The following is a 22,037-nucleotide window of genomic DNA, read 5'->3' as shown; positions in this document are numbered from 1 at the left end:
AATGATCGAAAGAAGGGACTCCATATGGAGTCTTTTCTTATCATGGGGCAATATGAGGACATACGGAATGGATACCGCTTAAAAAGCCGAGATAGAACCACTTATTTCTACGGAGGAGGAATCAAATTCCGATGAATGTAGTCGTCAAGTTGATGCGTGAATTCAAGGAGCGCGATACCCGGCGTTTGTTGAAAGATTATCGAGACAAAGTGGAGCTTATCAGGACACGGAGTTTGGAAGCTTGGGACAATCAGCGGCTGCAAGCGGAATCCCTTCGGCTGCAAAATGAGGCAAGATCAGGCACTTCTTTGGATGAGCTGCTTGTTGATGCTTATGCGTTAGTCTGCGAAGCTGCAAAGAGAACACTCGGATTACATCCTTACGATGTCCAGATTATGGCTGCTATTGCTTTGCACGAAAGATTTTTGATCGAACAGCATACCGGTGAAGGAAAAACACTCTCTGCTGTTATGCCTGCTTATCTAAACGCATTGACCGGCAAAGGCGTTCATGTGCTCACATTTAACGACTACTTGGCAAATCGAGATGCAGAGTGGATGGGTCCGATCTACCGCTTTCTCGGGTTAACGGTAAGCTCGGTTCAAGCGGGCATGAGTTTGCTCGAAAAACGGGAAGCGTACGCCAAGGACATAACCTATGTTACGGCTAAAGAAGCAGGGTTCGATTATTTGCGTGACACAATCGCATTAGATGAAGCTGACACCGTACACCGCCCTTTCCACTACGTAATCGTCGACGAAGCGGATTCGCTGCTACTTGATGAAGCGCGGGTGCCGCTAGTCATTAGTGGCGTTACGAGTGCTTCCAAGAGTGACGGCATTCTTTTCGCAGAAGTGGCCCGGCAGCTGCAGCCAGCAGAGCATTACGATTTTGACGAGTTCCAGCGGAACGTTTACTTGAATGATGCGGGTGCTGCAAAAGCGGAGTTGCTGCTGGGATGCGGTAATTTGTACGATAGCCATAATAGCCATTTGTTAACGTCATTGAATTGTGCGCTGCATGTGGAATCGTTATTAAAAAAAGACGTCGATTACATCGTCCGGCACGGTGAAGTTGAACTAATCGAAGAACATACCGGCCGTGTGGCCGAGAACAGGTATTTGCCGGACGGGCTGCAAGCTGCCCTGGTGGCGAAAGAAGGGTTGCAGTGGAAGGCTGGTGGTAGAATTCTCGGTACGATCACCATTCAACACTTCATTAGCCTGTATTCGGGAATTTGCGGAATGACGGCTACAGCGCACGCTTCAGCAATGGAATTCGAGGATATCTATGCGCTGCAGGTCGTGCAAATTCCGCCGAACCAGCCAAATATGCGGATCGACCACCAGCACCGGATTTACACTCATAAAGAAGCCAAATATAAGGCGCTTGTACAAGAAATCTCTTCTGTCCATAGGGGTGGGCGCCCCATTCTCATTGGTACGTCAAGCGTCGAGGAGTCTGACATGCTGGCGGAGGCGCTGGCGGGTGCGGGGGTACCTTGCCAGGTTTTGAATGCGAAAAACGATGCAAAAGAAGCCGAAATCATCGCTAAAGCGGGAGAAATCGGGGCCGTAACGGTATCTACGAATATGGCAGGGCGCGGCGTCGACATTCGTCTCGGGGGCGGTAATCCTGCTCAGGCAGAAGTGGTTGCCGAGCTGGGCGGATTATACGTGATAGGTACACATGTGAACGAGAGTATGCGGATTGATAATCAGCTGCGCGGGCGTTCCGGGCGCCAAGGCGACCCGGGAGCTTCCGTATTTTATATAAGCCTGGAAGACGAGTTGATGCTTCGCTACGGCATTCATAAACTGTTTCGCGCTCCCAGGCAGGACGAGGTTCTTGATGATCCGGCGCTCCGCAGCAAAATCGAGCATATTCAGCGCGTTATTATAGGCCAAAACTTCGATATTCAGCGGGAATTGAACTGTTATTCGGATATGGTGGAGGATCAGAGGCGAATTTTATACGAGGAACGGCTCAAAATATTGAAAGGCGAGAGGAAGATGAGCCCATCGGAGCAGCGGGTACGGCTTTTTTATATCGACGAGTTCTGGGCAGACCATCTGGCATACGTTTCTTATATTCGCGAAAGCATCCATCTCGAGAGCATTACCAGTCGAAACCCGATCGACGAGTTTCATACGCAAATTACCCAAGCATTCGAGCAAATTTCGGCTAAAATAGATCATGAGTCGGCGAACATGCTTAGAAAACTTGGAGGTTCGAATGATCCGGCGAAATGGGAAGAGTTCGGTCTGAAGAGTCCTATTTCGACTCGGACTTATATGATCAACGATCAATACAGCCAGAATAAGCGAAGCTCCTGGACCGGTACGACGGTATTTGCTTTTTGGGGCAGTAAGATTTTGAAGCTGTTACTGAGGCCAGTATACAGGATGTCAAAATAGTGATGGGAGCGTGAGGATCGATGAACAATAGAGAACGGTTTACGAGCCGGGTCGATTCGTATTTAAAATACCGCCCGAGTTATCCAAAAGAGGCTATTGACTATTTGTACGACGTCATCGGTTTACGTGCGAACAGTAACATAGCAGACATCGGTTCAGGTACTGGGATCATCTCAAAGCTGCTTCTGGAACGCGGAAGCTATGTGATCGCGGTCGAGCCAAATCAGGCAATGCGGGAAGCCGCCGAGCAAATGTTGGAAAGTAATCCGAAATTTCAGAGTACATCAGGTTCTGCAGAATCTACTGGATTACCTGATCAGTCGGTTGAGTTTATTGTCTGCGCACAGGCATTTCACTGGTTTGATCGTTCCGCAGCCCAAATCGAGTTCCGCAGAATTCTACGGCCAGGTGGGAGAGTAATACTCATCTGGAACTCACGTCTTACAAACGGTACTCCGTTTCGTGAAGAGTACAATCAACTGCTTCATACTTACGGAACCGACTACGAAAAAGTCAATCATAAAAATATTTCTCAGACGATGCTGCTCTCTTTTTTCAAGGAAGGTTCAATGCATGAAATGCGAGTCAGAATGAGTCAGCAGTTCGATTTTGAGGGCTTGAAAGGCCGGTTGCTTTCCTCTTCCTACAGCCCTGCACCCGGTCATGCAAATTATGATCCCATGATGAAAGAACTGCGGAATCTATTCAATAGGAATAATCAAGATGGGATTGTTGAATTCGATTATGAGACTGAGATTTTTTGGGGAGAAGTATAGTTCTTCAAAATGTTACCCAGCTATTCGGCTCAAGCTATAGCTGGGTATGTTTGTGGAATTTGAGTCACTCTCCATGCTGGTGGAAACAACCCAGCTAAGCATAGCTATGACTGACGTGAGTAGTGATGAATATGCATCAATTCATGTAAATGGCATTCAGCTTCTGATCTCGTGAATAGAGCATATGATTACCGGAACAGAACAAAGCCGCTTATCTTTGAATGGATAAGCGGCCTTTTCATTATTTATTCAAATTTTGAGGGCTTAAATAAACTTCTACAGCATCCCGCTATCCAGATATTCGGCATATCAAGGCAGCTCCCCGTACACAGAAAAATCCCTTTAAACCTATTTCCATTATGCCTGCTTGGTTTTCAGACGAATAACGTTCCACGAAGCTTTGTTCAGCACAGCTTGTACGTTACCCTGATCAACCTTGGTATGTCCTCCGTTGTGCGGAACAACGTTATGCGGGTTCGCTTTGGTATTGATGGCCTTTAGATCGTCGTTCTCCAGCACGATATGCTCAATGAATGTAGTTTCCCCGAAAGAACGAAGATCCACTTGAAGCTCCATCTGTTCTTCCAGATGTCTGTTCACCGCAAAGATGGTGATCATGCCGTTTTCTTCATCATGCACACTGATGGCTTCAAGGTAAGGTACGTCCGTAAAGTCTTTGGAATCATACTTCGGCGAAGATACGACCGACTGAAGCACAGTACCGCGACCGAAGTTGGATGCATGCATGAACGGGAAATAGGTCGTTTGGAACCAGATCGCTCCGTTGTTCTCTGTCATGATTGGCGCAATGACATTGATTAACTGTGCAAGGCAGGCCATCTTCACACGGTCTGCATGTTTAAGGAGTGTAATCACGTAACAGCCTACCGCCAGGGCATCTTCATGTGTGTATACATCTTCGAATTCAGGCGGTGCAATCTGCCAGCGCTCTTCAGCTCGGCTTGTGCCAATGGACTTCCAGACATTCCATTCGTCAAGGGACAGCATCAATTTCTTTTTGCTGCGTTTCTTGGCTTGCACATAGTCACAGATCGATGCCACACTGTCAATGAATTGGTCCAAATCCAGCGATGTAGCCAGGAAATTATATGTGTTGTCATTGTTATTGTTATAGTAAGCATGCAAGGACAAGTAATCCACATTTTCATAGGACAGGTCGAGAACAGTCGCTTCCCACTCTGCAAACGTGCTCATGCCCCGGCTGGAACTGCCGCACGCTACAAGTTCAATATTCGGATCAACCCATTTCATCGCCTTCGCCGTTTCATTCGCAATGCTGCCGTACTCATGCGCGGTCATTGCACCAATCTGCCAAGGTCCATCCATTTTGTTACCAAGGCACCACGTTTTGAATTTGTGAGGCTCTTTATACCCATGGGAAATTCGCAAATCACTCCAATAGGTGCCCGAAGGATGGTTGCAGTATTCCACCAGGTTTCTTGCCGCATCAATGCCTCGGGTACCGAGATTGACCGCCATCATAACCTCGGTTCCGACCAGCTTGGCCCAATCCGCGAATTCGTTGGTGCCAACCGCATTGGTTTCAATGGTCCACCAGGCCAGCTCAAGTCTGCGTTTCCGCTCTGCTACCGGTCCTACACCATCTTCCCAATTGTAACCGGATACGAAATTTCCACCTGGATAACGGATAATGGGCACATTCAGCGCTTTGATGGCTTCGATGGCGTCTTGGCGGAAACCTTGTTCATTCGCCGTGGGATGACCAGGGTCATAAATACCGCCATAGACAGCACGTCCCAAATGTTCAACGAAGGAGCCATACAGACGTGGATCGACTTCGGCTACCTGAAAATCTTTATCAATAAGCATTTTGGATGTAAGCAAAATGAAAACCTCCATAGGATTGAATTCGCCAAATAGCAAAATCAATTCGTTGATTTGTTAGTTGATATGTATCATTATGCAACTATAGGAGCAAGTTTGTTTTGTATAGTTCGCAAAATAGCGAATTCAAGATAAGGAGAGTGAGATTGATGATGCTTAGCACAGATGCATCTTCGCTAGTCATTTATGAGGCGCTGGCAAGCGAAGCGCGGTTAAATATTGTTCGGTTATTGCTGTTAAACAGAGAAATGCACATTAATGCGCTTGCCAAGGAGCTTTATTTGAGTAAAGCCATCGTAAGTACCCATGTGAGCAAGCTGCAAAAGGCCGGAATTGTAGGCAGCCGAATGAAGCGGGAGAACGGTGGCACATATAAATATTGTTTTATTCAGCAAGAGTTCATGCTCATCAATCTGTCACCTGAACCGCTCGATGTCCCATACCATGAGGTATCCATTCCGGTTGGACAGTATACGGATTACGAAGCGTGGCCGACATGCGGGATTGCAACGACGACCCAAATGATTGGACAATATGACACACCCGCATGCTTCATGGACCCGGACCGGGTGAATGCAGGCATACTCTGGTTGGCACGAGGTTTTCTCGAATATAAGATACCTAATTATCTGTACAAAGATCAGGTACTGCGTGAAATTGAAATTTCACTGGAGCTTGGATCGGAGGCTCCGCAAGTCAATGAGAACTGGCCTTCGGACATCCGTTTTGTCCTTAATGGCCATCACCTCGGAACGTGGACAAGCCCTGGTGATTTTGGCGACCGCAAGGGTAAACTGACACCGCAATGGTGGCATTCCGACGTGAACCAGTACGGCGTACTGAAAGTGCTTCGTATCAATGCAGAAGGTACCTTTATCGACGGTCAGCGCATCTCGGATGTCCGCATTCACGATCTGGATCTCCAAGCCGCAACGTATTGGACCATTCAATTAAGTCCTGAAGAAGGGGTACCCGGCCGGGGTGGACTTACGCTGTTTGGAAAGGGATTCGGGAACTACGACCAGGACATTTTGATTCGGTACTATTACGAGGGTGCTCTGTTATAAATCAGATCGGAAAATGTATCAGCTGGAGGGTAGACCTTCTTCAATTGCTTTTGATACAAAGGTGTATAACTTTAATAATTCCTGTTTTGGCTGATACATGTATGAGTATTTCCAAACCGTGCTCTCCGGAATACAGTTATGGAAAATTTCAGTTGTTCTTTTGGTAAGAATAAAGGATTGGCATGATTGCTCAAGAAGGTGCTCAGCCTTATACGAATGAAACTAACATATCTTTAAAAATGAATATACATTCTTTAAAGTTTGCTATAGTTCACTTCAGGTGGAATATATAAAATGGAAACAACACCCATGTAAGCGTTTTATATTAGGTGGGTGAATTTGAATGGAGGTGTATGATGAAAAGGAAGACATGGTGGATGTTAACGATTTCGGGAGTGGTTTCATTATTTCTTTCGGTAAGCGCTTTCGCAGGGTATGTATTTTGGGAGCCGCTAACGTACCACAACCCGAGCACCTGGCAAAAGGCTGATGGTTATTCCAACGGTTCAATGTTTAATTGCACCTGGCGAGCGAACAATGCAAACTTTACGAGTGATGGTAAGCTGAGACTGAGCTTGACCAGCCCGTCCAACAACAAATTTGATTGTGGTGAATATCGATCAACCAATTCTCAAGGATATGGTCTGTATGAGGTAAGTATGAAACCTGCCAAAAACACAGGCATTGTCTCTTCATTTTTCACGTATACCGGACCTGCTCACGGAACGCAATGGGATGAGATTGATATTGAATTCTTGGGAAAAGACACTACCAAAGTACAGTTCAATTATTACACTAATGGTGTCGGCAATCATGAGAAGATCGTTAACTTGGGATTTGATGCATCTCAGGGCTTCCACACCTACGCGTTTGATTGGCAACCAGGCCATATCAAGTGGTACGTGGATGGCGTTCTGAAACATACGGCCACAACGAACATTCCAACGACACCTGGTAAAATTATGATGAATCTGTGGAACGGAACGGGCGTGGACAGCTGGCTGGGGCCTTACAACGGAGCTAACCCGCTGTATGCTGAATATGACTGGGTGAAATATACAAGCAATTAATTAAGATTGAGCAGCTTGCGTCATCATTGGGAACGCACATAACATATGCTATCAGGCGCAACTGAAACAGAGGAGCGGAGTTTATCCGTCATCCTCTGTTTTTATTTTCAGATTGAGTTGAATTCATGCCATAATTGTTTTGATCTGACACTTTACAGAACTTACGAAACGTAAGATGATGAGGGAAAAGGGTGGATTACCACTTCACTTCGAGAGGATAGAAATATATGTTCAGTAACGATAAACCAACTCAAGCATCCGAGCAGTTAATAGAGCTGTTAGGACAACCATATGATGCCAAGCAGACACAAGCTATACTTGAACCTTTAGGTGTAAAAAGAATAACGAAACCGGATAGTCCTTTTCAAGACGACATCATCTGGTCTGTCAAGGCATCTGTTCGTATCGATGTGTATCGCTCCCCGAAAATCAACAAGCTAACCGGACGTGATGATCTCTCTAGCGATCAGTGGATCGTTGGAGCCATTTTATTTCTTGCACCTGGATCGGATGATCGTATTAAAAAGTCGTTTCCAGGACAACTGCCCAAAGGAATAACGATGGATGCAACACCTCATGAATGGATCGATGTTTATGGTCAACCGGATATTTATGAGCAAGGTGACTGGCTTGGCGGCAGCGGACCCTATCTCGCATGGCGCAAGTCTGGCATCAACATTTCTGTTGAGTATGAAACCGATGAGGACAGCAGTGTGCTCACTTGTGTAAAGTTCTGTTTGATTGGCTGCATGGGTGCGTGGAGCAGCGATTACCCGGAAGTGTTTGCCCCTTGATAAATCAAAAGTCTACAGGGAGACATTGTACTAATACAACATCCGTATTCACTTTTTAATATCCTAAATTAATGCAATAAATGTTGCAATATTAGTATGGGCATACATGCGGGTGATTCATTATGATGGATTCTGTAGACAACATCAATACATAGACAGGGGGACACACAAGTTGAAAACAAGCAAAAAGAAAAAGATCGGTGGTTTGGCTTTGGCAGGAATGTTCGCGCTTTCAGCAGTGCTGAGCGGCTGTAACAGTGGAGCAAGTAAAGAGGCTGCACCGAGCACACCGAGTGCTACACTGGAATTGAAGGACGGTAAGTATGATCCACCCGTAAAACTTACTTATTTGCGTCCTTGGGGACCTGAAATCAAATTCAAATCTGGTGAAGATCAGGACAATAACGTGCACACGAAATGGGCGAAAGACAAGCTCGGCATTGAATTGAAAAATCAATGGGTCTCACCATCCACAAACAACGCGTTTGAAACGAAGCTTCGTCTGTCTCTGGCTTCCAATGCAGAAATGCCGGACATTATCTCGTATCGCGGCGACTTCAATCTGGCACGTGAGTTGATTGAAACGGGCAAGTTCATTGATGCTGGTGAATTGTTTGATGAATATGCAAGTGATACGTGGAAAGCCGCAGTGAATGAAGATCCTTCCGTATGGTATCCGTACATGCAGGATGGTAAACGGATTGGTATTCCGATTCTGGATTACTCTTATAACAGTGATCCAGTGATGTGGATTCGCGAGGATTGGATGAAGAAGTTTAATTTGAAAGCACCTGAAACGCTGGCTGATCTTGAAGTAATTATGGAAACGTTTACGAATAAAGACCCGGATGGCAATGGTAAAAAAGACACATACGGTCTTACCATCGGATTCAAAAACTGGTTGAGCACATGGATGTCTGATGCTGGCTGGATCTTCGGAGCCTACGGCACGATGCCAAATCAGTGGAATCTGAACGCAGAAGGAAAACTGGAGTACGGCTCTGTAAACCCTGGAGCAAAACAAGCTTTGGCAACACTGGCTGACTGGATGAGCAAAGGATACATTCCAGAAGAAGCAGGGGTATATGATGAAACCAAAGCAGCAGAAGAGTTTACAGCAGGTAAAGCGGGGATTGTTGTCGGGCCTCACTGGATGCCGTCATGGCCGCTCGAAGATGTGAAGAAAAACAATCCGGAAGCGGAGTACAAAGCTTACCCGATTCCATCTGGACCTGATGGCAAGGCAGGCAGACGCGGTACCGCAAACGACAACGGTGTAGTTCTGATTAACAAAGATATGAAGAACCCGGAAGTCTTTTTCACATATCAAAACTATCTATTTGATCACTATGCCAATCCAAAAGCAGGTGATGAATTTGAAAATGGCTTTGCTGAAGGATATGACTGGGCCATGAAAGATGGCAAAGTAACAACGGATGCTAGTGTGACAGGCGGTTATGCACCTGAGAAATACACATTAACGTTTGATGGTGCACGTATCCCGAGTCTGAACATGGCTACTCTTGCGAAGTTTGCTAACGGTGAAGAAGCAACAACACCTTTCGAGAAAAAACTCAAATCTGGTGTACCGGCACCAATGGTGGAAGCGGCCAAGATTGTTCAGGATCAAAAAGATATTGCATTAAAACAGATGTTCACAGGTGCGCCAACGATGTCGATGCAAATGAATAACGACATCTTAACCAAAATGGAAAAAGATACGTTCTCTCAGATCATTTATGGTAAAGCTCCAATCGACGCATTCGATACGTTCGTAGAGAAATGGAATTCTTCAGGTGGAGATCAAAATACGAAGGAAGTTAATGAGTGGTATCAATCCGTAACTAGCGGCAAGTAAACTGGAGAAAAATAGAGCAATAGAGAAAAGGCCTTGCTGGAGTAAGATCCGGCAAGGCCTTTTGATGTGTTAATCGTTTACGAGAATTGACGAAATTTATTCGTGCCGCTTAAATCAGTCAGATAGCTAAGCAAGGTTTTGAATACATTACATCAAACAGGCAGGTTCTCTCTGTATTCCTGTGGAGTCAAATCGTAAAACTTCTTGAACACCCGAATGAAATAAGCGGTGTTGTTGTACCCGACAAGCTCGGCAATTTCAAATACTTTGGCGCTGGACGAGCGCAAACAATATGCTGCTTTTTCCATCCGCAATCGATATACATAAGCTGTTAACGCCTCGCCGGTCTCGGTTTTATACACTTTGGACAAATATACCGGGTGCAGGTGAACATGCTCGGCAATTGCCGGGAGTGAGACATCTGATGCGAGATGCTGATCCACAAAGCTTTTGACACTTCGAACGATGGTGCTGTGATTGTCCTTCAGCTCTTGTTCAGCATCCTCACTGATCGAATACAGTGTTCGTATGGACCAGTCCTTCAGCTGCTGTGCTGTGGCATATACAGGAGCTTGGAAGTACTTATAGGTTTCAGCAGGCAGAACAGAAGAAATCTGTTTGCCATTCTTATGAATGATATAAGCAAAAGCTCCGGCCAACGCGTGATAGACCTCAATGGTTGTTTCGGCAATATCGTGATGCTGTCCTGACTCCAGTAATTCTTCAAAAATAACTTCAATTTTCTGCTCTACCGCATCAAACCGTCCCGCTTCCAGCAGACTGATCAATGTCGGTGGATTGTAAAGGGATCGAATGGCAGGCAGGGGATGTACATCCTTGTCATCAGATGCGGTGATAAACAGTCCCTGTGCCTGACCCATACGCTTCCGCATGGACCGAACCGCACTTTCATAGATTGCTCCGATCTCATAAGGGAACTTGCCCCAATGGGAGACGGAGATCGAGATGGCCCCTTTGAGGTACAACTGAACATTGGTCTGAATCTGCGCCGCATAATGCTCCAGCAATGTCTGGGGTTTCTCCTCTTTGTTCATGCTCTGCACTGCGCCCTTCTTAACACTGACCAGAACCACCAGATAATCATGCACGTCCCGTGTGTGCCAGATGTGAAAATGATGCTGCATCACTTCACTGATGATATTGCTAATGGCGTACTGCATCAGTGACAGATCGTGATCTCCCATCTCGGACAGATGCTCCTCCATGCGAATGACCAGCATGCCGAGCTCCTCGCCGATGGAGTAGGGCAGTTCAAGCAGCTCCAGCTTGTCCGCCAGCGCAGAAGGAGAGTAGGTTTTGCCTGTAAGTAATTCGTGAAGCATGGTGGACTGCAGCAGTGGCAGATTATCCTGAAACGCATGCAAAGCCCGTTGATAGGATGCGGCGGTTTCCCACTTTTGTTTGATCCGATCGACCAGTCGTTGCACGGTTTCAATCAGGTCCTCATCACTCACGGGTTTCAGCAAATAATCAAAGCTCTCCTGAGCCATCGCTTGCTTGGCATATTCAAAGTCGGCAAAACCCGACAGTAAAATGGTTTGCACATGAGGCCACTTCTCGTGAATGGTCGTAATCAAATCAATGCCGGACATCTCTGGCATACGAATGTCGGTGATCACAATATCGATATCATGGTTTTCCATAATTTCAAGTGCGACAGCACCGGATAATGCCTCGTGCACCGTACTGATTCCGCAGCTTTCCCAAGAGATCGTTTCAGCCAGTGTTTCTACGACGGATCGTTCATCGTCTACTAATAAAATTTGTAACATGTACTTCACCTACTCGTTGATATTGTTGTACCATGTGATGCTCACTTTGACTCCGCCGCGTGACCCATGTTCATAACTCAGACCCGCTCGTTCACCATACAAAAAAGACAAACGCTGATGAACATTCCAGGTCCCGCATCCAATGCTGCCGTCAAGCGGTTTGTGCAAATTATTTGTTAACTCTTGCATCTGATTTTCTGTCATACCCCGTCCGCTGTCCTCCACAGTTATCGTGCTCAATTCATCCGTATGATGGCCTGTAATCGTGATATGCCCATCTTCTGTACGAGGTTCGATGCCGTGAATGATAGCGTTCTCAACGATCGGCTGCAGGGTTAATCGGGGTAATGTTTTATGCAGCATATCATCTGGCACATCCATCGTAAAATGCATTCGTTCCAGCCTGAGCGCCTGTATTTCCAGGTAATTTTTCACCATCGTAAGCTCTTCCTTGATCGTTGCCTGATCATTCTCCGATCTGGTTATGTAACGGTAATACTCACCCAAATTAAGCGCCATCGCCACAACGGCCTTTTCATTTTTCATTCTTGCCATATTTTTGATATAGAAGAGACAGTTGTACAGAAAATGCGGATTAATCTGTGATTGCAACTGCTTCAGCGTAGCTTCACGTCTTCTAAGCTGCTCCTCATATACGTTCTCTATCAGCTCTTGAATCCGCTGGGCCATGATGTTAAATCGTGCAAACAACAAACTGAACTCATTACGAGAAGTATAGTGCAAACGAACGGAAAAATCTCCAGTCGATAATCGATTCGTTCCCTTAACAAGCTGAAGCAATGGGAGCTGAACACTGCGATACAGTACATATAACACCACCACACTCATGGCAATCAGAACGGCGATGGAAGCATAAAAGAGATTACGACTGTTTGTAATGGGTCCTAAAATCTGCTGCATCGGTACATAATCCACGTAGTACCATCCAAGACTGCCCGATTGAATATACGAGACATAGTACTCCGTGTGGTCAAGGGTCGCGGTAAATCCGCCTTTACCCGAAAGTTCCGTCGCTTTGAGCTTGGACTGGATCGCATTCAAGGTGTCATTTGCGCTGCTGTTGCTTATTAAGCCCAGATCGGGATGGAACATAAAGGGGTCACCTTTATTATTCAGCTTGTTCTGATCAAGCATAGCGATTAAATGATGTACCGGGAAACTGATCTTGGTGATAAGTCTGGATTTTCCCGGAGTATCCATAGCCGTTGTGGGGTCCGTTGTGTACCACTCAAACTGCTCATGTGTATAAGCCCAGGATTTTGAAAGCGGCTTGGAAAATTCATCCTTCCTGTATGGGATATAAGCATAATAATCCGTGGAAATGACTTTTTGCAACCTTGGAAAATACAGTGTAATCGTCGAATGCCATTTGCTGGCGGCGTTATACAGATTTATTTTTTCGAGAATAGCGCTTCCAACCTTGACACGTTCATATGGGATATCTTTATAGTCCGGACGCTGGTACTCCTGAATGCTGGAATCCTGTCCAATAGATATGCCATATAGAGATAGTTGGTAAATATTGGATTCTACAGAATCGGCAAAAGTGGATAGGTGATTCATCGTATTATTCTGGATTTCGTGCTCGATCACACGCACACTTTCTCTGTTGGAGTAAGTGTAGAGGAATAACACCAGGATGAGCAGCATGACAAACAGCAATGTGATTTTCGTAAAGACATTCAAACGGGCGAACAACGCTCAACCTCCTCAACTCATTAAAATATTGTTATCGTTGTTGCAATATTAGGATATAGATCGCAAATGGGCGTTGCTATAATTTTAATATACAAGTTCACGCGCACTTGTAAAATACAAAATTGATAACATGGGGGATGTTGGGGTGAAGGAACATACGTTAGAGACGCCGCGCAAACGGCGGGCCATCAAGGTAAAACAGCGCTGGAATATGCAACGAAACTGGTCCTTGCATTTGATGCTTGTTCCGGCGGTTTTGCTGGCAATCATTTTTCAGTACATACCAATGGGAGGCATTGTCATTGCTTTTCAGGATTTCAAACCTTATCTGGGATTTACCGAATCCAAATGGGTAGGTTGGGATAATTTCAAATATTTGTTCCTGTATCCGGATGTGGGGCAAGTGATCTGGAACACGCTGGTGATTGCATTTTTCAAAATTATTGCTGGGTTAATCGCTCCGTTCCTTTTCGCCGTTCTGTTAAACGAAGTTCGTCTGGTCGCTTTCAAAAGGGTCAGTCAAACACTCGTTTATCTGCCGCACTTTCTCTCATGGGTTATCCTCGGCGGAATTTTGCTGGATATCCTTTCTCCTCAAGGAGGCATGGTGAACAAACTAGTTGTTGCCTTGGGTGGAGACCCGATATTTTTCCTGGGAGATGGAATGTGGTTTCGGATAACACTGATTATCAGCGATGTGTGGAAGGAATTTGGTTTTGGCACAATTGTATTTTTGGCTTCTCTCTCGGGCATCAACCCGGCATTGTACGAAGCGGCTGAGGTGGATGGAGCGAACCGGTTCAAGCAGACACTGCATATTACGTTTCCTGCGTTGATGCCGATCACGATCGTACTGATGACCCTTTCCATCGGAAATATTCTGAATGCGGGATTCGATCAGGTGTTCAACCTGTACAATCCGCTTGTGTATGACAAAGGCGACATCATTGATACGTTCGTATATCGACTCGGTATCCTGAATGGCAAGATGAGCTTTGCCACAGCTGTAGGATTGTTCAAATCGGTGGTGGCGACAATTCTGATCGTTATTTCATATCGACTCGCTTACAAACTGGCTAACTATCGCGTGTTCTAGAGAGGAGAAAAGGGCTTGTATTACAAAACAAAAGGCTATCGATTATTCAGCATATTCAATTATATCTTTCTCGGCGTATTATCGTTGCTCTGCATTTTGCCCATTATTCATATTTTGGCCGTCTCGTTCAGCAGCATGGCACCGGCTTCGTCCAATCTCGTCGGCTTCTGGCCGATTGGATTCACCACCGACGCTTATGTGAAGACATTTGGCAATTCCAATTTTATTAACTCCTTGCTGGTCTCGGTGAAACGAACGGTGATTGCGACCATCATTGGCATGGTCATTATGCTGCTTACGGCATTTCCGCTCTCGAAGGAAGATATCAGCTTCAAGGGCCGTTCGATCTACACATGGTTTTTCGTTTTTACCATATTGTTCAGTGGGGGCCTGATCCCCAGTTACATTTTGATTCAGAAGCTGGGACTTATGGATACGATCTGGGCACTGATTCTGCCGGGAGCATTGTCCGTATGGAATGTAATTCTCATGATGAATTTCTTCCGCGGTTTGCCCAAGGAACTGGAGGAAGCAGCCTATCTGGATGGAGCGGGTCATATCAAAACCCTGGCGCTGGTCTACGTGCCGCTGTCTCTTCCGGCCATTGCTACGCTGTCCCTTTTTACTATGGTAGGTCAGTGGAATTCCTGGTTTGACGGAATGATCTATATGTCGGACGTGAAAAATTATCCACTGGCTTCCTTACTGCAGACGATTATCGTGCAGCAGGATCTTAGTAAAATCAACGTAGACCCGTCCATGCTGGAGAACGTCTCCCAGCGTACAGTTCGCGCAGCGCAAATCTTTATAGGGGCTTTGCCTATTTTGCTGGTGTATCCATTTTTACAACGCTTTTTCGTTAAAGGCATCGTTATCGGGGCAGTGAAAGAATAGCATGGCCGTGCAAGTAACAACACATAAGGGGAGGAATACGGGTGAAAAAAGGGTTGGCTTGTCTCGTAGCAGGAAGCATGATCGTTTCACTAACCGCTCCGGCAACAGTCGGAGCAGAACAGGGTAAGCAGCAAACAGCTGCGGAGCAGGTGCAGGCATCAAGCCTGCTTCTGTCCCCGTACAAAGATTTGAAAGGTCATTGGGCCGAGAACGCTGTGATGCGTATGCAGAACATGGCACTAACCAAAGGTTATGCAGACGGTACATTCAGACCGAGTGAACGTATCAGCCGCGCCGAGTTCGTTGTTATGCTGGACCGGGCATTCGGATTCACAGGTGGACCTGAAACGGCAGCATTCGCAGATGTAAATGAAACAGACTGGTATTATGACACTGTCACACGGGCTAGTGCATCAGGCATCATTCAGGGAACCGATGAAACTCATCTCTCGCCGCAGCTTCCAATCACGAGGCAGGATGCTGCTGTGATGGCCGATCGTGCATTTCAGCTATCGACGGGCAGTGAGAGTGAGCAGCTTGGGTCTGCATTTAGTGATGAGCAGGATGTGGCCGAGTATGCCAGAAAAGCGCTGGGATATTTCGTTCACAATAAAATTGTAAACGGATACAACGGGAAGCTTGCACCGCAGTCAGCTATTACAAGAGCTGAAGCTGCTATGCTGATATCGTCGTTAATTGCAGATATTAAAGATGTTCCAGGCACATACGAATCGAAAGTGGATGGCAATCTGATCGTACGCTCAGCAGATGTGACATTGAAAAATACAACCGTTAACGGTAATCTGCTGCTCACAGAAGCCATTGGTGAAGGAACAGTAACCCTTGACGGTGTGACTGTAAGTGGAAGTGTCATCGTGAAGGGCGGAGGAAGCCATTCGATTGATATTCAGAATTCCAAGCTGAAGCGTATTGTAGTGGACAAGAGCAGCAGTCCTGTTCATATCGAGATGACAGGCACAACAGAGGTTGAAGAGATGCTGGTTGTACGTAAAGCAACAATCGAGCTGTCTGCCGAGAGCTCCATTGATACATTAAAAGTAAGCAGCAAGGCTCGTCATACGACGATTGATAGCAAAGGGAAAATCAAGCTGCTTGACGTAGAAGCGGATAACGTTTTGTTTAACGGGAAAGCGGTTACAACAGGCAAGCACAGTGATAACAATGCACCTGGAACGGGTCAGACTGAACAACCCAAGCCAGATGCATCAGGTAATTCAGGTGGCGGCAGCAGCAGCTCCAATACAGGCGGTGGTGGCGGGTCCTCCAATTCGGGTGGACAGACACCTTCCGTGCCTGGTACACCATCGGGCGAGAAACCGGTTCCGGCGACTACAATTCCGGATGAACAATGGGAAATGGTCTGGAATGATGAATTTAATGGCTCTGCTGTAGATGCTTCCAAATGGACGGTACAGGATACAGAGCTAGTCTATAATAATGAACTGCAATATTACAGTCCGAACAACACACGTATCGTAAAGGATGGCAATCGTAACGTACTGCAGATTGAAGCGAAACGGGAGCAAAAGGGCAGCAAAAACTACACTTCCGGCAAATTGATCACCAAGGAAAAAGGGGACTGGACCTACGGTAAAGTTGTCGTTCGGGCAAAGCTGCCAGTGCAGCAGGGCATGTGGCCAGCCATCTGGATGATGCCTACGGATGAAGCGCATTATGGCGGATGGCCGGCTTCCGGTGAGATCGATATTATGGAGCTGATCGGTGGCAAAAATAAAGACCATGAAGTGTACAGTACCATCCACTATGATGCCGTCAAGTCTGACGGTTCGCACGGGCATGATCAAGGCAAGTTTATTCTTCCTGCTGGCGAGTCATTTGCAGATGATTACCATGATTTTCAGGTGGAATGGCTGCCTGGCATGATTCGTTTCTATGTGGATGGCAAGCTTCATCATCAGGTGAATGATTGGCAGACGACTGCAGCAGGTCAGCCGGAGAGCTATACCTTCCCTGCACCCTTCGACAGACCGTTCTATTTGATCCTCAATCTCGCGGTGGGCGGAGACTGGCCGGGATCACCTGAGAACGAATTTGTCTCCGAGAAGATGAATGTTGATTTTGTTCGGGTGTACTCTTATAAAAAAATAAACGACTGGCCGGACGTGACTTCAAGTCCAATAGAGCCTGAACGGCAACGTGCTCCGCAACCAGACGGCAACGAAATCTATAATGAACGCTTCGCTGAAGGCTCCGATGCAGCCGGAGTGCCGAATGAATGGAAGTTTATTACGAATGCAGGCGGAGCTGGTGCAGTTGAAATCGTTGACGATGAACAGAAGGGCAAGGCTGCGAAAGTGACCATCTCCCAGGCGGGCACCGAGAGTTATTCCGTACAATTGACGCAAATGCCGATTTATATGAAGAAAAATAAAAAGTATAAAGTAGAGTTCGATGCCAAAGCATCCGTTAACCGTGATCTTCGCTCCAAAGTAACACAATTTGAGAAAAGCTGGACGAATTACTCCGGTGAAAAAACCTTCTCATTGACCACTGAATGGCAGCCATTCGAATACACATTTAATATGCGGGATGGCGCAGACAATAATGCTCGATTCGAATTCAATCTGGGCATGGATGAAGGGACAGTCCTGTTGTCCAATGTCAGACTGACGGAGATAGGAGAGGCTGATCCAGTCCCTGTGGAGCGGAAGGCACTGCCGGATGGCAATTATGTTTATAACGGTACGTTTGATCAAGGCAAGGAGCGACTGGGCTTCTGGTCCAAGCAGATTCAACCTGATGCTGAAGCACAGATTTCCGTTAACAATTTCCTGAAGTTCCCGATCATGGAGCGGCAGCTCGTGGTTGATGTGAAACAAACGAATGGGGAGCCTGATCAAGTAGCTGTCGTTCAGCCTGATATGAAACTGGAAGGCGGCGCAACCTACGGATTCTCTTTTGATGCCAAGGCCGATGTATCTCGTACGATGAATGTGGAGTTGTCTACCGCTGAGGGTCATGACGTACAGATACATCAAGGACAACTCATTCAGATTGGTCAAGAAATGAAGAATTATACGGGTGAGATTGTGATTGGAGAGGGCCCGGCTGCAGCAACGTCTGAACTGAAATTATTATTTGGCAGTTCTGCAGGAAAAGTCTACGTCGATAACGTTCGCCTGACGAAACGGGGAAAGCCTGTATCGATCCAGAAGTATGCACATATTCCTGCAACAGAAGCGTGGCTCATGCAAGGCTTGCAACTCGAAAACTCCGATGAAGGCGGCAAACATGTCAGCTACATGGACGAAGGTGATCTGCTGCAATTCAAAATAGACGGGGCGAACGATGGGGTGTACGTCTTCTCCACACGGATGGCAAGTGCCAAAGCTGATTCAACAGTTCGATTCAGTATCAAGGATGAACAAGGTACAATCGTGGCCACCTCACAGCTGGTGCTTGGAGATACAGGTGGCTGGCAGACTTACAAAACCGTATATTTACCAGCAGTTTCCCTGAAAGCCGGGGCAGTCTATTACGTTAATTTTGAAGGGAATGAATACAATACACGCTGGCTGGACGTCTCGCAGAGCATACTTCAGAACGGGGAGTTGACTTCAGATCGAACTGGTTGGGAATTGATCCCTCCTGATCTCGTGGTATCCCATGGAGAAGATCGAGGCATTAGCATCACTTTGCCGGGTACAAGTGAGAACTGGTGGGAAGTGTTATTACAGCAGGGGAATCTTTTGCTGGAGGGAAGAAAAACGTATCGTCTAAGCTTTGAGGCATCAGCAACCGCTCCAAAATCCATGCAAGTGGTAGTGTCCCAGGGGCACGGCGGAGACACAAAGTATATGGATGAAACGGTAAACCTGACAGAAACCAAACAATTATATGTGTATACCTTTGGGATGGGGGAACAAGGGGATTTAGCTGCTCTGTTGAACTTTGGTCTCGGCACCGCTGCGGCTGGAGAGCATAACGTATCCATTCAAAATGTAATGTTGTACGAAGTGAATCCTGGTGCGGATCAAGGGGGACAGCCGGTACATGTCAATCTGATTCCGAACGGCGACTTTGCAAAAGGCAGCGAAGGATGGTTTAAACATTCTGACGGGAATAGCGCAGAACTGGAATTCCAAGTTGCGAATCAGAAGCTGCAAGCTCAAATCGGTCAGGCGGGAACTAATCCGTGGGATCGACAGGTTATAAATGAAGGTTTTGCAATGCAACAGGGATATAAATACAAACTGACGTTTAAAGCCAAAGCGGATAAACCGCGCAAAATGGGCCTAGGCATCGGTTGGGTTGACGTTCCCGCAGGATATGCATGGCACGGATTTTTTGGTGAACAAGTGGACTTGTCTACAACGGAGCGGGAGTATACCTTCATATTTGATACTACCGAGCCGAGCTATGCGAACAGCCGCATCGTGTTTGATATGGGCAACATTAGTGGTGTCGAAGATGGGAATACAGCGATTATGTTATCGGATGTGAGCCTCATCCATATGGGGCCAACCCAATAAAACGGCATAATTTTACATTTTCACCATCATAACGATGAGATTTTTAGCAAAAAAGCACGTTTATCCTTTGGGGATGAACAGTGCTTGTTTGCATTTTGGGAAGATAAGCTGAGTATAAAAGAATATGAAGATCCATTTATGATTTTGTCGGTATAAGTTCCGGTACGCATCGCTTGTTCAGTTTAGTCTCATTGCTTGTTTATTAGGTTAGTACGGCCTACATACTTAAGATCTTATAAGAAATTCTTGATATTTCAGAAATTTATTCAATAGGGGGGTGCTAATATACAAATACAAACAAAGACGAGGTGATGATATGCAAGCGAAACTGGCAGCGGACGCCATTCCCCTCTCCAAAAAACGGAATTCATGGATAAGGACGATCCAAAAGTACAAAGTGATGTATGCGCTCTTATTGCCAGCCTTAATTTACTTTGCCGTATTCAAATACATTCCTATGGCGGGAATATTGATTGCTTTTAAAAACTACAACCTGGCTTTGGGACTATGGGATAGCCCTTGGGTAGGATTCAAAAATTTTACGGATTTTATGAACGGCGTTTATTTCTGGGACATCATGAAAAATACGATCATCATATCGCTGTATAAGCTATTGTTCGGTTTCTCCGCTCCCATCTTACTTGCTTTACTGCTCAATGAAGTTCATACCCAATGGTTTAAGAAAATCGTACAAACCATTACTTATTTACCCCACTTTCTGTCTTGGGTCATTGTATATGGATTGATGGTAGCCTTATTAGCCCCAGGCGATGGCCTTTTTAATATGATTTTGAAGGAAAGTGGTTTTCAGCCCATTTCATTTCTAACGGAGCCTGCTTGGGGAAGATTGCTGGTAATCGCATCTGAAATATGGAAGGACATTGGATGGGGAGCGATACTGTACCTCGCCGCATTAGCAGGTATTGATCCAAGCTTATATGAAGCGGCTCGAATGGATGGCGCATCCAAATGGAGACAGCTCTGGCATATCACGTTACCCGGCATTCGAGGAGTCATTATTCTGATGCTGATCCTTAAATTAAGTCATATTCTGGATGCTGGTTTTGACCAAATATTCATGTTTGCCAACACCTTTAACCAGGAGAAGATCGACATTATCGACACATGGGTATACCGGGAAGGGTTGGAGCGTCTTAAGATTGGCTTGGCTACTGCTGTAGGATTGTTTAAAGCTGTCATCGGATTTGCTTTAGTGTTGGCAGCAAATAAGCTCGCCAAAAAATTCGATGGGCAAATTTGGTGAGGTGGTCTTTAGAATGATTCATTTGACAATCGGGGAAAAAGTCTGGCAATCCGTCGTTTATGTTATTCTAATTTTTTTATCTCTACTTTGCTTACTGCCCTTTCTATATGTGATTGCTGTCTCCGTGACGCCAGAATCGGAAGTATTAAGAAGAGGAATTGTTATTATACCAGAATCTTTTACCTTTCTGGCCTATAAAGAAGTATTCGTTTCTCATGGTCTCTGGCAGGCGTATAAAATTACGTTGTTTCGAACGATTGTAGGGACTGCGTTAAATGTATTTTTTACAGTAATCGCGGCATACCCGTTATCCAAAAAATATTTGCCGGGACGCAGTCCATTTTTACTATTTATTGTGTTTACCATGATGTTCAGCGGAGGGTTAATTCCGACTTATCTGCTAATTCGCTCTCTGGGGTTGCTAAACAGTCCGTGGGTATTAATTATTCCAAATCTCATTAGTGCATTTAATCTGGTGATCATTAAAGGCTTTTTCGAGCAATTGCCTGGTGAAATCGAGGAATCAGCAAGAGTTGACGGTGCAAGTGAACTTCAATCGTTATGGCGGATCATTTTACCACTGTCTTTGCCTGTCATTTCCACCATTTCTTTATTTTACGCAGTGGGGCATTGGAACAGTTATTTCGATGCTATTGTTTATATCAATGATTCCAACTTCATGCCGCTTCAAGTTGTCTTGCGCAACATTCTGCTTAACGTCGCAACACAAAGCGCTGAGTCGCTCGCCAATTCCGGAGCTGTAAGTACGTTCGCTGTGCAGATGGCTACCGTTGTTGTGACTACGGTCCCGATTTTAATCGTTTACCCATTTTTACAAAAACATTTTACTAAAGGTGTACTCTTGGGATCCGTTAAAGGTTAAAAGGTGTTCCAACCTAACTTATTACG

At 45.8% G+C, this 22,037-nt stretch carries 14 protein-coding genes; 11 read left to right on the top strand and 3 right to left on the bottom strand.

Translation table 11 applies throughout. The annotated features are described in order from the left end of the window. Positions 1 to 131 precede the first annotated feature (131 nt). The gene (locus MHB49_RS19310; RefSeq protein ID WP_405152614.1) at positions 132 to 2,417 is read left to right on the top strand and encodes a DEAD/DEAH box helicase; all 2,286 of its coding nucleotides are present in this window, start codon (positions 132 to 134) and stop codon (positions 2,415 to 2,417) included. Positions 2,418 to 2,437: 20 nt separating this feature from the next. Continuing rightward, the gene (locus tag MHB49_RS19305) at positions 2,438 to 3,193 is read left to right on the top strand and encodes a class I SAM-dependent methyltransferase (RefSeq protein WP_405152613.1); all 756 of its coding nucleotides are present in this window, start codon (positions 2,438 to 2,440) and stop codon (positions 3,191 to 3,193) included. Between the two features lie 357 nt (positions 3,194 to 3,550). Here the strand turns inward: MHB49_RS19305 and MHB49_RS19300 are convergent, their stop codons facing one another. Beyond that, a complete protein-coding gene (locus tag MHB49_RS19300) occupies positions 3,551 to 5,044 on the bottom strand; it encodes an alpha-N-arabinofuranosidase (protein ID WP_405157187.1) in 1,494 nt (497 codons plus the stop codon). A 164-nt stretch (positions 5,045 to 5,208) separates the two neighbouring features. Between MHB49_RS19300 and MHB49_RS19295 the strand changes: the two genes are divergently transcribed. From MHB49_RS19295 to MHB49_RS19280, 4 genes are all read left to right on the top strand, one after another. Further along, the gene (locus tag MHB49_RS19295; RefSeq protein WP_405152612.1) at positions 5,209 to 6,126 is read left to right on the top strand and encodes an ArsR/SmtB family transcription factor; all 918 of its coding nucleotides are present in this window, start codon (positions 5,209 to 5,211) and stop codon (positions 6,124 to 6,126) included. Positions 6,127 to 6,482: 356 nt separating this feature from the next. Further along, on the top strand, positions 6,483 to 7,196 hold the full coding sequence (locus tag MHB49_RS19290; protein ID WP_405157186.1) for a glycoside hydrolase family 16 protein: 714 nt from the start codon (positions 6,483 to 6,485) through the stop codon (positions 7,194 to 7,196). Positions 7,197 to 7,423: 227 nt separating this feature from the next. Beyond that, on the top strand, positions 7,424 to 7,990 hold the full coding sequence (locus tag MHB49_RS19285; RefSeq protein ID WP_405152611.1) for a hypothetical protein: 567 nt from the start codon (positions 7,424 to 7,426) through the stop codon (positions 7,988 to 7,990). A gap of 172 nt (positions 7,991 to 8,162) precedes the next feature. After that, the gene (locus tag MHB49_RS19280) at positions 8,163 to 9,848 is read left to right on the top strand and encodes an extracellular solute-binding protein (RefSeq protein WP_405152610.1); all 1,686 of its coding nucleotides are present in this window, start codon (positions 8,163 to 8,165) and stop codon (positions 9,846 to 9,848) included. A 152-nt stretch (positions 9,849 to 10,000) separates the two neighbouring features. On the opposite strand, the gene MHB49_RS19275 is transcribed toward MHB49_RS19280, so the two are convergent. Together MHB49_RS19275 and MHB49_RS19270 are read right to left on the bottom strand one after the other, a co-directional pair. After that, the gene (locus MHB49_RS19275) at positions 10,001 to 11,641 is read right to left on the bottom strand and encodes a response regulator (RefSeq protein ID WP_405152609.1); all 1,641 of its coding nucleotides are present in this window, start codon (positions 11,639 to 11,641) and stop codon (positions 10,001 to 10,003) included. Between the two features lie 9 nt (positions 11,642 to 11,650). Further along, positions 11,651 to 13,360 (bottom strand): histidine kinase, encoded by a 1,710-nt coding sequence (locus MHB49_RS19270; protein ID WP_179264519.1) that lies wholly within the window; start codon positions 13,358 to 13,360, stop codon positions 11,651 to 11,653. A gap of 211 nt (positions 13,361 to 13,571) precedes the next feature. Between MHB49_RS19270 and MHB49_RS19265 the strand changes: the two genes are divergently transcribed. From MHB49_RS19265 to MHB49_RS19245, 5 genes are all read left to right on the top strand, one after another. After that, entirely contained in the window at positions 13,572 to 14,456 is an 885-nt protein-coding gene (locus MHB49_RS19265) for an ABC transporter permease (RefSeq protein WP_405157185.1), read from the top strand. A 15-nt stretch (positions 14,457 to 14,471) separates the two neighbouring features. Continuing rightward, complete coding sequence (locus tag MHB49_RS19260) at positions 14,472 to 15,350, top strand: carbohydrate ABC transporter permease (RefSeq protein WP_405152608.1); 879 nt, start codon at positions 14,472 to 14,474, stop codon at positions 15,348 to 15,350. 41 nt (positions 15,351 to 15,391) lie between these two features. After that, positions 15,392 to 19,864 carry a carbohydrate binding domain-containing protein gene (locus MHB49_RS19255; protein WP_405152607.1) on the top strand — a complete coding sequence of 1,491 codons (4,473 nt, stop codon included), beginning with the start codon at positions 15,392 to 15,394 and terminating at the stop codon, positions 19,862 to 19,864. A 316-nt stretch (positions 19,865 to 20,180) separates the two neighbouring features. Next, a complete protein-coding gene (locus tag MHB49_RS19250) occupies positions 20,181 to 21,128 on the top strand; it encodes an ABC transporter permease (RefSeq protein ID WP_405152606.1) in 948 nt (315 codons plus the stop codon). 13 nt (positions 21,129 to 21,141) lie between these two features. Further along, positions 21,142 to 22,011, top strand: coding sequence for a carbohydrate ABC transporter permease (locus tag MHB49_RS19245; protein WP_405152605.1), 870 nt, complete (start codon positions 21,142 to 21,144; stop codon positions 22,009 to 22,011). Positions 22,012 to 22,037 lie beyond the last annotated feature (26 nt).

This window comes from Paenibacillus sp. FSL K6-0108 (assembly GCF_045040695.1).
GTDB lineage: Bacteria > Bacillota > Bacilli > Paenibacillales > Paenibacillaceae > Paenibacillus > Paenibacillus pabuli_B.
This window is presented reverse-complemented; position numbering and strand designations above follow the sequence as displayed.

Coding starts and splice junctions, on each gene's coding strand:
- MHB49_RS19310 (WP_405152614.1), top strand. CDS start 132: ATGAATGTAGTCGTCAAGTTGATGCGTGAATTCAAGGAGCGCGATACC.
- MHB49_RS19305 (WP_405152613.1), top strand. CDS start 2,438: ATGAACAATAGAGAACGGTTTACGAGCCGGGTCGATTCGTATTTAAAA.
- MHB49_RS19300 (WP_405157187.1), bottom strand. CDS start 5,044: ATGCTTATTGATAAAGATTTTCAGGTAGCCGAAGTCGATCCACGTCTG.
- MHB49_RS19295 (WP_405152612.1), top strand. CDS start 5,209: ATGATGCTTAGCACAGATGCATCTTCGCTAGTCATTTATGAGGCGCTG.
- MHB49_RS19290 (WP_405157186.1), top strand. CDS start 6,483: ATGAAAAGGAAGACATGGTGGATGTTAACGATTTCGGGAGTGGTTTCA.
- MHB49_RS19285 (WP_405152611.1), top strand. CDS start 7,424: ATGTTCAGTAACGATAAACCAACTCAAGCATCCGAGCAGTTAATAGAG.
- MHB49_RS19275 (WP_405152609.1), bottom strand. CDS start 11,641: ATGTTACAAATTTTATTAGTAGACGATGAACGATCCGTCGTAGAAACA.
- MHB49_RS19265 (WP_405157185.1), top strand. CDS start 13,572: ATGCAACGAAACTGGTCCTTGCATTTGATGCTTGTTCCGGCGGTTTTG.
- MHB49_RS19250 (WP_405152606.1), top strand. CDS start 20,181: ATGCAAGCGAAACTGGCAGCGGACGCCATTCCCCTCTCCAAAAAACGG.
- MHB49_RS19245 (WP_405152605.1), top strand. CDS start 21,142: ATGATTCATTTGACAATCGGGGAAAAAGTCTGGCAATCCGTCGTTTAT.